Below are 13743 nucleotides of genomic sequence, written 5' to 3'. Positions count from 1 at the left end.
ATGGACCGGGCGGGAATAGGCAAGACCTGCCTGGCCCTGCCCGGGGTCGCCCTGGACCATCCGTTCGGTCACGACCACGACACCTACAAGGTTGGGGGCAAGATGTTCGCGATGGTCGGCGGCGAGGGCGGGGTGTCGTTCAAGGCGTCCGACATTGCATATGAGATCCTGACCGGGAGCGGGAGGGCGCGCCCGGCTCCCTATCTGGCGCGGGCGAAGTGGGTGAACCTGCCCGACCCCGACGCCTGGGACGACGAGGAGCTGGCCGAACATCTGGCCATCGCCCACCGGATCGTGGCGGCGAAACTGACCAAGAAGGCGCGGGCCGAGCTGGGGCTGTGAGCCGACCGCACTAGCGCTGTCGCAGTGGCTCGGCCGCCTTGCCCAGCCGTTCGACGGCCTCGTCCAGCACGGCGTCGGCCTTGGCGAAGCAGAGGCGGATGACCGACCCACCAGTCTTGTCCGAGACGAAGGCGGACAGGGGGATGGAGGCGACCCCGAACTCGGTCACGGCCCGGCGACAGAAGTCCTCGTCGGACAGGGCGATGCCCGAGGCGGCGAGGTCGACGCCGAGGAAATAGGTGCCCTCGCTGGGCGTCAGGATGAAACCAAGCGAGGTCAGCCCCGCCGCCAGCCGATCGCGGGAGCGCTGCAGGCCAGCGCGCATCTCGACGAAGGAGGCCTCCGGCCAGGCGAGGCCGGCGGCGACGGCGCTCTGAAGGTTCGGAGGAGTGGCGAAGGTGATGAACTGGTGCGCCTTGGCGACCGGATCGATCAGGGCGGGATCGCCGCAGACGAAGCCGATCTTCCAGCCGGTCATGCCGAACATCTTGCCCGCGGATCCGATCTTCAGCGTGCGTGACGCCATGCCGGGCTCGGCGATCAGGGAGCAATGGCGCCGACCGTCGAAGATCACATGCTCCCAGACCTCGTCGCTGACGGCGATCAGGTCGTGGCGGACGCAGACCCGGGCCAGCACCGCAACCTCTTCCGCATCGAAGGCGCGGGCGGTCGGGTTGTGGGGATTGTTGAAGACGACCATGCGGGTGCGCGGGGTGATCGCGGCCTCGACAGCCTCTTCCGTCACGCGCCAGTGCGGAGGCTGGAGACGGACCGGGACGGCGACGCCGCCGGCCCGCTCGATCAGAGGGCGGTAGGCGTCATAGGCGGGTTCAAAGAGGATCACCTCGTCGCCCGGATGGACGAAGGCCAGGATGGAGGCGGCGATGGCCTCTGTGGCGCCGGAGGTGATCAGGACGCCGTCGAAGGTCAGGGCGACGCCCTGCATCCGGCCGTAGTGTTCGACGACGGCGTGGCGCAGCTCCGGCAGGCCGCGCGAGGGGGCGTACTGATTGGAACCGGTCATCAGGGCGTCGGCGGCGAGACGGCGCAGGCTTTCCGGCCCCTGATCGTCGGGGAAGCCCTGACCGAGATTGATCGCGCCATGCTCGCGGGCGAGGCCGGACATGGTTTCGAAGATGGTCACCGGCATGTCGGCGAAGACGGGATGGGGTCGCATGGGCTCAACGGAGCCGAGGCGTGGGTTCATGGCAAGACGGAAAGGACGTTCTGGTCTTACTCCCCGGCCGATCCGGTCCGCCGCCGTCAGAAAACCGCGCCTTCGTTGCGGCCATGGCGGGTCAAACGGTCATATTCGGCGCTGGCAGCGCCCACTCTCCGGTTTTCCGCGAGGCCGACCGCCTGCGCGCTCTCGCAGTCGGACGCCGCTCTCATCGCCTGTTGAACGCCCTGGGCGCCGGCCGCGGCGATCCGGACGTGATTGGTCTCATGAAGGACCAGGGCGGCGAAATAGGTGTTCCATTTCTCGCGGTCGGTCCGGTTAATCTGATCGAGGGTGGCCAGATCGGGCAGGACGACAGTCACGGTATAGGTCACCGCCGTCCGGGCGGGGTCGCACCGACCGTTCGTCGCGGACAACTGCCACCTGTAGTTCCAGTAGGTCACGGCGTCGTGGCGCGCGCCGCTGAGATCGGCGGGTTTGCCGTCGTTGATGCTGGCCCGCACGGCCCGGGCGTTCCGGCCCCGGACCTCGTAGCCGCGCAGGGTCGTGTTCTCGAGCTCCGCGACACCCGGCGCGGCGGCGAGCAGGCGCGGGGACGCCTCCGGATAGGCGCTCAGGTCCGGGCCCGTTGTGGTTTGCAGGGCGAGCAGCAGCAGGTTCAGAAGGATCATGTCCGCCCTTTATCACACGGTTCACGACTGTCGCTCGGCGCTGCAACGGTCATCGCTCAACAGGGCTGGCTGGGCGGGGCCGACTGTTTCAGCGCGCTGTCGAAGCGCTGACCGGGGCGCAGACAGGCCCGAGCGCCTGAAAGACACACCCGGGCCGCGCCTTATTCCGCTCCGATACACGCCACAGTTTCGACGAAGGCCAGTCCGTCTCATGGGGTCAACGACATAACCCCGGAGGAAGCGATGCTGGCGACCATGCTGAAACAGGGGGTGGCGGCCGTCGTCGGCCTCAGCCTCGCGACGCCGATCGGGGCCGCGCCCGTCCAGACCCGGCCGGCCTATGCGCCCGGAGACGGCGCGGTCAGCCAGGCAGCCTGCGAGGCGGTGGGCATACTTCTGCGAAACAACCCGGCGACCGACGTCGTCGTCAGCGCATCGCGGATCGTCACCCCCGCCTATTCCGGCCCGCCCCCCGTCGCCCGGCCCATCGAGCCGACCAGGAAGGAGGATCGCGTCGAATACGGCGCGCCGCCGCCGCCCCCGCCGCCGCCTCCACCCCCGCCACCGCCCGCACCCCCGGCCCCCATGCGGCCTGCGGTCATCGGTGCGAACGCTGCGGGCCAGCCGACCGTGGACGGGGTCGTGGTCACGGGCTCGCGCATCATGCCCGGCCGGGACATCACGCCCGCCGACACCGAACGCTATCCCGACGCGACGCCGAACCCGGTCAGGCGGGTCGCGGAGGAGCCGGTCTCGACCTTCTCGATCGACGTCGACACAGCCGCATACTCCAACGTCCGGCGTTTCATTTCCGAGGGCCAGACCCCGCCCCGGGACGCGGTGCGGGTCGAGGAGATGATCAACTATTTCGACTTCGGCTATGCCCGGCCCGACAGCGCGGCAGAGCCCTTCGCCGTCTCCACCGCCGTCGCCGCCTCGCCCTGGTCTGAGGGGCGCCAGATCGTCCACATCGGGCTGCAGGGCTATGAGCTGCCGGCGGGGGAGCGGAGGCCGCTGAACCTGACCTTCATGGTCGATGTCTCCGGCTCGATGTTCGCGCCCGACAAACTGCCCCTGGCCCAGCAGACCATGAACCTGATCATCGACAAACTAAGGCCCGAGGACCGGGTCGCGGTGACCTACTATGCCGGGTCCGTCGGGACGGCGGTGGGGCCGACCTCGGGGTCGGAGAAGCTGAAGCTGCGCTGCGCCGTGGCCTCGCTCAACTCCGGGGGCGGCACCGCGGGGGCGGCGGGCATGGTCAACGCCTACGAACAGGCCGAGGCCGCCTTCGGGGCCGACAAGGTCAACCGCATCCTGATGTTCACCGACGGCGACTTCAACGTCGGGGTCACCGACGACAAGCGGCTGGAAGACTATGTCGCCGACAAGCGGGAGACGGGCATCTATCTGTCGGTCTACGGCTTCGGGCGCGGCAACTATCAGGACGCCCGGATGCAGACGATCGCCCAGGCCGGCAACGGGATCGCCGCCTATGTCGACGACCTGAACGAGGCCCGCCGACTGTTCGGCCCCGCCTTCGACCGCGGCGCCTTCCCCATCGCCGACGACGTCAAGATCCAGGTCGAGTTCAACCCGGCCCGCGTCTCGGAATACCGGCTGATCGGCTATGAGACCCGGCTGCTGAACGAGGAAGACTTCTCCAACGACGCCATCGACGCGGGCGAGGTCGGCTCCGGCGCCAGCGTCACCGCCCTGTACGAGATCACCCCCGTCGGCGGGCCGGGCCAGATCCCCGGGCGCCGTTACGAGGGCAACCGGCCTGCCGCCGGCGCCGGCGATCCGAACGGCGAGATCGGCTTCGTCCAGGTCCGCTACAAATTGCCGGGAGAGCCGACCTCGCGCCTGATCCAGCACCCGGTCTCCAGCCCCTCGACCCGGCCGCCCGAGGCCACCCGCTGGGCCATGGCCGTCGCCGCCTTCGGCCAGCGCCTGCGCGGCGATCCGTGGATGAACGCCGACTTCGACAACGCCGCCATCCTGACCCTGGCCCAGGGCGCCCGGGGCGAAGACCCCTACGGCGACCGCGCGGCCTTCGTGCAGATGGTGCGGGCGGCCGGGACGCTGCCGGCGCGACGCGCGCCCTAGACAGAGGGCCGGCGCGTGGAGCGGCGCGCCGGCCGGGCTTTCGTCCGTCCGTCCGGACGAAAAACACCCTGACGAAACGGACGAAACGGACGAAACGGACGAAAGCCGGTGTTCGCCCTCTCCGCGAACGGGGAGCTCGCACTATAGGGCGCCGGGATATGAAGGCGCGTTCGGGAGGGGTCGATTGCCACCAGCGCTGACGAGAGGCGGATCTGGGCGCCTGTTAGGAATATTTGTGCATCGTCCGCCTAGGCCTGCAACCACCAGGCGTCATGCCGCTCGAGCGGCTGGAAGGGCGCCTCTTCCCACGCGATCCCCGATGGATCGAGTCCGGGACCAACCTGCAGAAGCAGCTGGGCATCGGCCTGGAACGCGTCCGGGAACCCGGTGTGGTCCGTGAGCCAGGTTGCCTGGAGCCCGGGTGCGCCAGCCTCGATGAAATCGAAGACAAATGCGCTGTCCAGAAGGTCGACGGGTTGATCATGGAGCAGGTGGCTTCTGCGGTCATCCGCAGAACCTCCGTCGGGCGCCCCCGGCAGTACCTGGGGACCGTCTTCCAGGGAGGGCTTGTCGGCGACCAGTGCGGCGGCCTGGGTGCGGAAGAGGCTGAGGCCATATGATCCGTTCGAATTGTCGGGCGCCCAGACGACCAGGTAGTAGACGCCCGCCGTCGCGGCCGTGAAGGTGATGGTCGCCCTGGCCTCCGGGGAGGCGCCGGGGTCGGTCGCGATCAAGCGGCCAAGGCTGTCGTAGAGCGCCAACGCGCCGTCCTGTATTCCACCTCGGAACGAAGAGTTCAGGTTGATCGTGACCCTCTCACCAGCGGTGGCCCCGATCGAGAACCAGTCCCTGTCGCCCGGGGTGAGGACCGTGCTGTTGAACCCGCTTTGCGGCAGGCTGTGCGAGGTTTGATCGCGTCCGAAGGCCGCATCTCCGGCCCGACCCTCGGCAGCGCCTATCGTCAGCCAGTGTTCGAGGGCCGCGTCGGCATTGCGGCCCGCTATGTCCGCGTTCGACAACAGATAGGCCACCGGGTCGAAACCGCTCGTCGCTCGATACTGAACTGCGCCGACGTTCAGATAGTGCGCCCGCGCCCCGACTTCATCCACGCCATAGAGGGCGGCGACGTCGGCATTGGCCGCAGCATACTGCCGAGCGTCAAACGTATTGAAGGCGCGGGTCTCACGCACGCCCATCGTGACGTAGTGATTCAGCCCGGCCGTCGGATTGTTTCCGAACACCCGCGCCAGGTCCTCGTTCGACGCGATATACTGAAGGACGTTGAAGGTGGTGGTGGCTCGTCCCTGCGCGAAGCCGACGTTTACATAGTGACTCGTCGCCGCCGCGGCGTCCGCCCCGAACGCAAGCGCCAGATCGGAATTGGAGGCGGCATAGAGGAGGGCGTTGAAGGTGTGGGTCGGTCGCCCTTCACCGGCGCCGGCCCAGACGTAGTGCCGAACCGCGCCGCGCAGGTCATTCTGGAAGACCGGGATCAGGTCCGGGTTACTGGCGATATAGGCCATCGTGTCGAACGGCGCGGCGGGCCGTCCCTCGGCCTGGCCCCAGGCGACATAATGGCGATAGGCCCCCGGCGGGGAGAACAGGCCGAGCAGGTCCGGGTATCCGGCCAGATAGTTGAAAGGGTCGAAGCCTGCGACGGCGGCGGCCGCGATGGTGGTCGCCGGACCTGAACCGAACTGCACCTGTTCGACATTTGAGATGACGTCGAAATCGGACGTGCCGTCGTAGACGATCCAGCCGCTGTCGGTCTGCTCGAAGAAATAGCTGCCTGCCGGGTTCGGCAGCAGCAGGGTGTCCACGCCACCGCCGCCGTCGATAATGTCGATGCCGCCGCCGGGCGCGATGATATCGGCTGAGGCGGTCCCGGTCAGGGTGTCGCGCCCAGCCGTGCCTACGATGTTGACGCCCGAAGCGACGCTGGTGGACAGCGTTACCCGTTGATCCGCGAACTGGACGAACTCGATATTGGTCAGGGTGTCGACCGTTTGGCCGATCGCGATGGTCGTCACGCCGTTGACGTTGCTGATCGTATAGGCCGAGCGCTGGCCGAAATAGACGCCGGTATCGACACCTTCGCCACCGTCGAGCCGGTCGTCGCCCTCTCCGCCGGTAAGGGTATCGTCGCCGGATCCGCCGGTAATCAGATCAGCGCCCGCGCCGCCGTCCAGCCGGTCGTTCCCGCGGTCGCCGGCGAGATCGTCGTCGCCGTCGGAGCCGTTGATAACGTCGTGGCCGTCGCCGCCCCGAAGGGTGTCGTTCCCGACCGTGCCTGTCAGGGCCAGTCCAGGCGGACGGGCGCTTTCGGGGTTGAGTCCGGAGAAGTTGAACGTCGTCAGATTGTCCGCCAGGACGTTCTGCAGGGTGAGGAGGGTCGCGAACTCTCCCGCGCCCGGCCGCCCGTCACGGTCGACCTGGACCAGGGTATCGGCGCCCGACTGCACCAGTCTGAGGTGGCCGGTCGAGAAGGGGTCGGAGCCGCTCCAGTTGGTCAACGAGTCGGTGAAATTGGTCCCGAGGTAGAGGACATCACCCTGATTTCCCGCTGTGAAATCGGTGAACACCAGGGCGGCGTTGATCCCCAGGCCGACGTAGATCAGGTCGGATCCCAGGCCGGTCGTGACCGTCGTCGCTCCCGACAGGTACCGGACAATGATGGTGTCGTTGCCGGTGCCGCCGTCCATCTCGACCCGCGCCGTGGTGACGTTGGTCAGTTCGAGACGGTCGGTGCCGTCGCCGCCTTCCATTCGGACGAGATCGCCCGAGGCGGTGGCGCCCCGATTGACGTCCAGGGTGTCATTGCCGGCCCCGCCGATCAGAATATCGGCGCCGCTGATGTCTCTCAGAACGTCATTGCCATCGCCGCCCAGCAGGACATCGTCACCCAGTTCGCCCCATAGACGGTCGTTGCCGATGCCGCCGTCCAGGCGATCATTCCCGCCGCCGCCGAACGCTTCGTCATCGCCGCCCAGCAGGTCGATGATGTCGTCGCCGTCGCCGGCCCGGATGCTGTCGTTTCCGGCGGTGCCCGTAGTGACCGTTGCAGGCGGACGCCCCCCGTCAGGCGCGAGTCCGGAGAAGTTGAACGTCGTCAGGCTAGTCGTCTGAACGTTCTGCAGGGTGAGGAGAGTCGCGAACTCTCCCGCGCCCGATCGCCCGTCACGATCGGCTTGGACGAGGGTGTCAGCGCCCGACTGCACCAGCCTGAGATGGCCGGTCCCGAAAGGATTGGAGCCGTCCCAGTTGATCAGCTCGGCGAAATTGTACCCGAGATGCAGGGTGTCACCCTGATTTCCCGCCGTGAAGTTAGCAACCAGCAGCGCCGCGTTGATCCCGCGGCCGACGTAGATCAGATCGGACCCCAGACCGGTCGTGATCGTCGTGGTTCCAGACAAATATGAAAGGAGGAAGATATCGTTGCCGGTTCCCCCATCCATCTCGACCTGCGCCGTGGTGACATTGGTCAACTGAAGCCGATCGACGCCGTCGCCGCCCTCCATGCGAACGAAATCGCCCGAGGCGCCGGCTTCTCGATAGATGTCCAGCAAGTCGTTGCCGGTCCCGCCGATCAATCGATCATTGCCGCTGGTCTCTCTCAGAGTATCGTTGCCGTCGCCGCCCAAGAGAACGTCATCGCCGTCTCCGCCCCGGAGGGTGTCGTTTCCAGCACCGCCATCCAGGCGATCATTGCCCACGCCGCCGACGAGATCGTCGTCGCCGTCGCCTCCCTCAAGCATGTCATCGCCGCCCCGACCGTCGAGCACATCCCGGCCGGCTCCCCCGCGAAGAAGGTCCGCCGAGGCGGCGCCATACAGAAAGTCATCGAATCCCGAACCGACGATCCCCTCGATCGAAATCAGAGTGTCGCTGCCCTCTCCGGTGTTCTGCGCACCCGAGAGCGCCAGGTCCACCCGGACTCCGTTTGCGGCATATTGATAGTCTGCGGTGTCAAAGCCGGACCCGCCGTCGATCAGGTCATCGCCCAGTCGGCCCAGCATCAGGTCGTCGCCGTCGCCGCCCAGAAGCGTGTCATTGCCCTCCGCGCCGAAGAGGAAATCATCGCCGCCCCTCCCCTCCAGCCAGGCCCGGCCCGCTGCGCCGACAGTTCGATAGGCCCCTAGGGTGTTGGCCCCGGCGTCGCCCCGGATCGTGCCGTCGAAGCCATTGCTGACCACCACGCTGGCGTTCTCGAAACCCGAAATCGTGAAGGTGGTCGCCTCAAAGGACACCGTGCCCGCCTCAAGATCGGCGACCGCCATGATGTTGAGGTTCAATTGATCAACCCCGGCGCCGCCATCCGCGGAGCCGTGCGTCTGCGCTGGCCCGTCGGAGCCCGTCAGCGACACTGTGTCGTCGCCGTCCTCGGCGAAGAACGACACGCCCGCATAAACCCTGCCGTTGTCCGCTCCGCCGCCCATCCGGAACTCGATCGCAACGGGACTGGCCCCCGTCATGGTGAGCCCTTGCGTACCTGCTCCGAAGAGGATGCGCTCTATTCCCGTGAAGAGATAAATCTGGGTCCCGACTGTGAAGGACCAGTCACCCGTGCCGCTGTTGTACACGACGCTCCCGCCGGTCGCGGTAGCGGCCAGGGTGTCGCGACCCTCGCCGCCGTCGATGCGTCCCGCATCCGGGTAGGGCGGAACGGGGACGATCCTGGATTCGGTGAACAAGAAGATGTCGTCCCCCGCACCGCCGTTGAGGATGTCGACCCCCAGGCCGCCGTTGATCGTGTCGGCGCCATCCAGGCCGTTGATCTCGTCATCACCGGGCGTGCCGGTCAGCACATCGTTGTCGGGCGTTCCGGTGATGACGGGCATTCGGCACTCCACTGACGCAACGAAACAAGCGACCGGCGGCGGAGCGATCCGTCGCAGATGTCGCCGTCCGCCACTTAGGTTGTTTTGAAGGAGCGCGACAACCGGCAGGCCAGGGTGAGGCGAGCGATTCTTCGTGATCGACCTCGACCCACGGCGGCGTGCAACGGGCGCCGACCGGTGGCCGAAAGAAGGGGCGCGGCCCTCCCGGACCGCGCCCCTCCCGCTCACGACGGGGGCAATGGGGGAAGGCGTCGTGAGCTAGGTGTTGGCCAGCTTGTCCATCTCCAGCGTCAATGACTCCCCCTTGCCGGGCCAGTTCGCGCGCGGCGTTGAGGAGGTCGTTAGAGGACTGGTGGGTCTGGACAGCGGCGGCTGAGACATTGGCGATGCGGCTGGAGACACGCCGGGCGCCGTCGACAGGCCGCCCCCCCCACCGCTCAGCCCTCGCCGCGCGACGGGACGCAAGCTGCGCCGTCGCACGGCGGCTCCGACGCGGGCCAGCCCTGGGAGGCGACCGCGATGACGATGGCCGCGAGCGCCGCGAGGACCAGATGGGCGGTCTGGGCGAGGCTCGGTGCGGCCGAGGGGGCGGTGTGGTCGGTGGTCATCGTAGGGTCTCCCGCTGCTGAAACGGGCTCCGCACGCCCCACTCAGACGAAGACGCCGGCGGCGTGCGGACGCCTTACGCCCGGACGATTTTCGGCCTCAGTTGCCAGCCGGATCGGCGAGGCGCTAAGGGGCGCGCGAATGGAAGCGTCGCCCGAACATCCGGCCGCCGGCCTTGAAGCGATCTTCGCCGAGATGCGTCCGGCGCTGGTGCGTCGCGCCGCCGCCATGGGCGCGGCCGGGGACGCCGAGGACGTGGTCCAGGACGTCTGGCTGAAGCTGCGGGGCGTCGATGCGCCGGTGGCCAGCCCGCACGCCTATCTGCTGCGCATGGTCTATACCGCCGTGCTGGATCGGCGCCGGGGACTGCGCCGTGCGGCGGCCCGCGATGCGACCTGGCAGAGCCCCGCCAACCTGGCCGAGGATACGATTGAGCCGGCCGATGCGGAGCGTCGGTTGATCGCGGTGCAGACGCTGCGGGCCGTCGAGGCGCGGCTGATCGAACTGGGCGATCCGGCGGCGGCGATCTTCCGGCGGCACCGCATCGAAGGGGTGACCCAGCGCCGGCTGGCCGAGGAGTTCGGCATGGGTCTGAGCACTATCGAAAAGCATCTGCGGCGGGCCTATGCGGTCCTTCTGGATCTTCAGGAGGACCCATCGTGAGGCAAATCGCGTCGGGCGGCGTCCTGGAGTCATGGGGATGAGCGCGTTCAGGACAGAGACGGATCGGGAGGCGCTGGACTGGCTGGTCCGCGTCAACGATCCGGCCTTCGAGGCGTGGGAGGACTGGGACGTCTGGATGGCGGCCGACCCCGCGCATGCCGAGGCCTACTGGCGGCTGGCCGAGGTCGAGGGCGATGCGGTCGAGGCGCTGAAGGCCGCGCCGGCGCCGGGCCTGCGACGGATCATGCCGCGCCGCGCCTTCGCCCTGCCCCGTCGGTCGGCGATCGCCGCAGCCGTGGCCGTGCTGGCCGTCGGCGGCGCCTGGATCGGCTGGAGCCAGCGGGCCCAGCCCTGGATTATCGAGACGGCGCCGGGCGAGACGCGGACCGTGACCCTGGACGACGGGTCACAGGTGTCGCTGGCCGGCGGGACACGACTTGTGCTGGATCGGAAGCATCCGCGCGATGTGGACCTGAAAGCCGGGCGCGCCCTGTTCGAGGTTGAGCACGACGCGGCACGGCCCTTTGTGGTGCAGGTTGCGGACGCGACCCTGACCGACCTCGGCACGACCTTCGACGTCACCCGTCTGGACGACGGCGCGCGGGTGTCGGTCTCCGAAGGCATCGTCCGCGTCGATATGCAGGATGCGACAGAGACCCTGAATGCGGGCGACGGCGCCCTGGCGACATCGGAAGGGATCGAGCGTCGCGAGGTTTCGACCGAGGACGTCGCGGCCTGGCGCGAGGGTCGGCTGTCATACACGGGCGAGAGCCTGACCATCGTGGCGCAGGATCTGGCGCGGGCGCTGAACCGGCCGATCACGGTCAGCCCGTCCGTCGCGGACCGTCGCTTCAGCGGCAGCCTGACCACCACCGATGCGGCGAACCAGAGGGCGCGGCTGGCGCGGCTGCTGGGCGTGTCGGTGGTCGAGGACGGCGAAGGCTGGCGGCTGGAGCCGTGACGGCGGCGGCCCTGCTGGCGGCCGGACTGATCGCGCTTCAGTCGGGTGCGCCGCAGACCTTCGACGTCCGCGCCGGCCCCGCCGCCCAGTCCGTCAACCGGCTGGCGGCCCAGGCCGGGATCGACATCGTCATCACCACCAATCTGAACGGCCGGCGGACGCCGAACCTGCGCGGGCGGATGTCGCCGGAGGCCGCTCTGGAGCGGATGCTGCGTCCGCTCGGCGCGCGGGCGGTGCGGATCGGCGAGGGCATGTACCGGGTCGAGGCGGCGCCCGCCCCGCCGCGTCGTCCGGCCGTTCGTCCGGCGCCGCCTCCGCCCGAGGTCGTCCCGACCCTGCTGAGCGAGGTGGTGGTCACCGCCATGCCGCCAGTCGGACTGGGCGGCGTGTCGGGACGCGGCACCGTCGACAGCGGCGCCCTTCAGCGGATCGAGGGCGCGGCGGCCAGCGACGCTGTCTCCGACCTGTCGGCCACGGTCGAGTCGACGCGTCAGGGCACCGGCCGGAACAAGCTGTTCATCCGGGGCCTGGCCGACTCGGCGATGAACGGGCCGCTGCAGGCGACGGTGGGTCAGTATCTGGGCGACCTGCGCCTGAACTACGGGTCGCCGGACCCCGACCTGGCCCTGATCGACGTGCGTCGGATCGAGGTGTTCGAAGGGCCGCAGGGGACGCGGTTCGGCGCCGGGTCGATCGGCGGCGTGCTGCGCCTCCAGCCCGAGGAACCGGCTTTCCGGGAGACGACCGGGCGGTTCGTCGTCGGCGCGGGGGTCACCTCGGGCGGGGCGGAAAGCAGTGAGGCCTCGATGGTCGTCAACCGCTCGCTCGACGACCGGACGGCGGGGCGGATCGTCGCCTATTCGCGGCGCGAGGGCGGCTTCCTCGACAATCCGGCGCAAGGGGTGCGCGAGGCCGATACGGTCGACACCGTGGGCGGCCGCGCCTCTGTGCGCTGGACCAACGGAGACTGGATGGTTGACCTGGTCGGGGTCGGTCAGAGGGCCTCGGCCGACGACGCCCAGACCATCGACATCGGCGCCTCGCGCTTCGTGAAGATGGGCCGCGTGCTGGAGCCCTACCAGAGCACCATCGTCCTGGCCGGACTGACGGCGCGACGACGGCTGGGGTCCGCCGTCCTGACCTCGGCGACCAGTCTCTCGCGCCAGCAGCTGAACGAACGTTTCGACGCCAGCCAGGTCAGCGAGCCCTTCCCCGAACTCGTCGATCGGCGCCAGACGGCGACCACCACCTCGACCGAGTTGCGCATCGACACCGACCCGATCGCCGGCTGGACCTGGTCGGGCGGCGCGGCGCTTGCGATCGGGGAGACCCTGGTCGAACGTCGTCGCCGCGACCTGTCGCCAACACCCCGTCCGACCTACGGCGCGGACCTGAGACGGACGTTCACCGAGGCCACGGCCTTCGGAGAGGCGTCGACCTCGCCCGCACCCGACTGGCGTATCGCGGTGGGGGCGCGGCTGTCGGCCGTGCGGATCGACAGCGATGTGGACATCTTGGAGTTCTCCTCCGCGCGGGCGGGGCCGCAGGTCAACGGCTACAGCCTGCGGGTCACCCCCAGCCTGACCGCGCGCTGGGACGCCAGCCCCGCCGTCACCGTCTTCGCCCGCGCGGAACAGGCGGTGCGGCCGGCCGGGGTCAACGAGGCCAACGGCGCCTTTGAACGCTATCACGGCGATCGCGTCACCCTGGTCGAGGTCGGCGCGCGGTCGCGGCAATGGCGCGACGACGTGTGGGGCGAAATTTCCGTGGGCTGGGTCGACTGGCGCGACGTGCAGGCGGACGTCGTCACCCAGGGCGGCGACCTCGTGACCGACAACGTCGGGGACGGGGTGATCCGGTTCGTCTCGGTGAAGGGGTCGTGGACGCCGACGCCGATGCTCGACATTTCCGGCGGGGCATTCCTCAACGACAGCGAGCTGACCCCGACGCGGTTCAGCGTGATCGGCGGGGGCACGACCGCTATCCCCAACGTGGCTCCGTTCGGGGCCCAGCTGAGCCTCGACTACGACGCCGGAACGCTGGGGACCCTGCCACTGAGGCTGGGCGCCGACTTCCGCTATATCGGCCAGTCCCGCATCGGCGTCGGGCCCTCGCTCGACGTGCCCCAGGGCGGCTACACCCGCTCGGAGCTGACGGCGCGGCTGGGCGACGAGCGGCGCGCGGCGACCCTGCGCATCTCCAATCCGCTGAACCAGGAGGGCGTCCGCTATGGCATCGGATCGCCCTATCAGCTGTCCTCGCCCCAGGCCGTACCGGTGCGGCCCCTGACCGTCCGGCTGGCCTTCGAGGCCGCGTTCTGACGAAATTTCCGGTCCGGGCGTAAGGCGTTTCACGTCAGACGGCGTCCTTGGT

Annotated in this window: 9 protein-coding genes; 5 read left to right on the top strand and 4 right to left on the bottom strand. The window is 68.8% G+C overall.

Features of this window, described 5'->3' with window-relative positions:
- Window positions 1–342, top strand: coding sequence for an MmcQ/YjbR family DNA-binding protein (locus ACW17Y_RS03645; RefSeq protein WP_492037429.1), 342 nt, complete (start codon window positions 1–3; stop codon window positions 340–342).
- A 10-nt stretch (window positions 343–352) separates the two neighbouring features.
- Here ACW17Y_RS03645 and ACW17Y_RS03640 read toward each other — a convergent pair whose 3' ends face one another.
- Together ACW17Y_RS03640 and ACW17Y_RS03635 are read right to left on the bottom strand one after the other, a co-directional pair.
- Entirely contained in the window at window positions 353–1519 is a 1167-nt protein-coding gene (locus ACW17Y_RS03640; protein WP_492037428.1) for an aminotransferase, read from the bottom strand.
- A gap of 86 nt (window positions 1520–1605) precedes the next feature.
- Window positions 1606–2193 carry a DUF922 domain-containing protein gene (locus tag ACW17Y_RS03635; RefSeq protein WP_492037427.1) on the bottom strand — a complete coding sequence of 196 codons (588 nt, stop codon included), beginning with the start codon at window positions 2191–2193 and terminating at the stop codon, window positions 1606–1608.
- 243 nt (window positions 2194–2436) lie between these two features.
- Here ACW17Y_RS03635 and ACW17Y_RS03630 point away from each other — a divergent pair, with 243 nt between their 5' ends.
- Window positions 2437–4302 (top strand): vWA domain-containing protein, encoded by a 1866-nt coding sequence (locus ACW17Y_RS03630; RefSeq protein ID WP_492037426.1) that lies wholly within the window; start codon window positions 2437–2439, stop codon window positions 4300–4302.
- Between the two features lie 248 nt (window positions 4303–4550).
- On the opposite strand, the gene ACW17Y_RS03625 is transcribed toward ACW17Y_RS03630, so the two are convergent.
- Window positions 4551–9140 (bottom strand): pre-peptidase C-terminal domain-containing protein, encoded by a 4590-nt coding sequence (locus ACW17Y_RS03625; protein ID WP_492037425.1) that lies wholly within the window; start codon window positions 9138–9140, stop codon window positions 4551–4553.
- 437 nt (window positions 9141–9577) lie between these two features.
- Window positions 9578–9748, bottom strand: a complete 171-nt coding sequence (locus ACW17Y_RS03620) for a hypothetical protein (protein WP_492037424.1) — start codon at window positions 9746–9748, stop codon at window positions 9578–9580.
- Between the two features lie 139 nt (window positions 9749–9887).
- Between ACW17Y_RS03620 and ACW17Y_RS03615 the strand changes: the two genes are divergently transcribed.
- From ACW17Y_RS03615 to ACW17Y_RS03605, 3 genes are read left to right on the top strand one after another with little or no spacing between them, the layout of a single operon-like run.
- A complete protein-coding gene (locus ACW17Y_RS03615; protein ID WP_492037423.1) occupies window positions 9888–10409 on the top strand; it encodes a sigma-70 family RNA polymerase sigma factor in 522 nt (173 codons plus the stop codon).
- A gap of 37 nt (window positions 10410–10446) precedes the next feature.
- Window positions 10447–11370 carry a FecR family protein gene (locus ACW17Y_RS03610; RefSeq protein WP_492037422.1) on the top strand — a complete coding sequence of 308 codons (924 nt, stop codon included), beginning with the start codon at window positions 10447–10449 and terminating at the stop codon, window positions 11368–11370.
- Window positions 11367–13691 carry a TonB-dependent receptor gene (locus ACW17Y_RS03605; protein WP_492037421.1) on the top strand — a complete coding sequence of 775 codons (2325 nt, stop codon included), beginning with the start codon at window positions 11367–11369 and terminating at the stop codon, window positions 13689–13691. Before ACW17Y_RS03610 ends, ACW17Y_RS03605 begins: the two co-directional genes overlap by 4 nt.
- The last annotated feature ends 52 nt before the right edge of the window (window positions 13692–13743 follow it).

It is taken from the genome of Brevundimonas sp. AVps7, from assembly GCF_058681545.1.
Note: the sequence above shows the minus strand (reverse complement) of the source record. Positions and strands in the feature narration are given on the sequence as shown.

Excerpts from the sequence above, each read along its gene's own strand:
- ACW17Y_RS03645 (WP_492037429.1), top strand. The coding sequence starts at position 1 with ATGGACCGGGCGGGAATAGGCAAGACCTGCCTGGCCCTGCCCGGGGTC.
- ACW17Y_RS03640 (WP_492037428.1), bottom strand. The coding sequence starts at position 1,519 with ATGCGACCCCATCCCGTCTTCGCCGACATGCCGGTGACCATCTTCGAA.
- ACW17Y_RS03635 (WP_492037427.1), bottom strand. The coding sequence starts at position 2,193 with ATGATCCTTCTGAACCTGCTGCTGCTCGCCCTGCAAACCACAACGGGC.
- ACW17Y_RS03630 (WP_492037426.1), top strand. The coding sequence starts at position 2,437 with ATGCTGGCGACCATGCTGAAACAGGGGGTGGCGGCCGTCGTCGGCCTC.
- ACW17Y_RS03625 (WP_492037425.1), bottom strand. The coding sequence starts at position 9,140 with ATGCCCGTCATCACCGGAACGCCCGACAACGATGTGCTGACCGGCACG.
- ACW17Y_RS03620 (WP_492037424.1), bottom strand. The coding sequence starts at position 9,748 with ATGACCACCGACCACACCGCCCCCTCGGCCGCACCGAGCCTCGCCCAG.
- ACW17Y_RS03615 (WP_492037423.1), top strand. The coding sequence starts at position 9,888 with ATGGAAGCGTCGCCCGAACATCCGGCCGCCGGCCTTGAAGCGATCTTC.
- ACW17Y_RS03610 (WP_492037422.1), top strand. The coding sequence starts at position 10,447 with ATGAGCGCGTTCAGGACAGAGACGGATCGGGAGGCGCTGGACTGGCTG.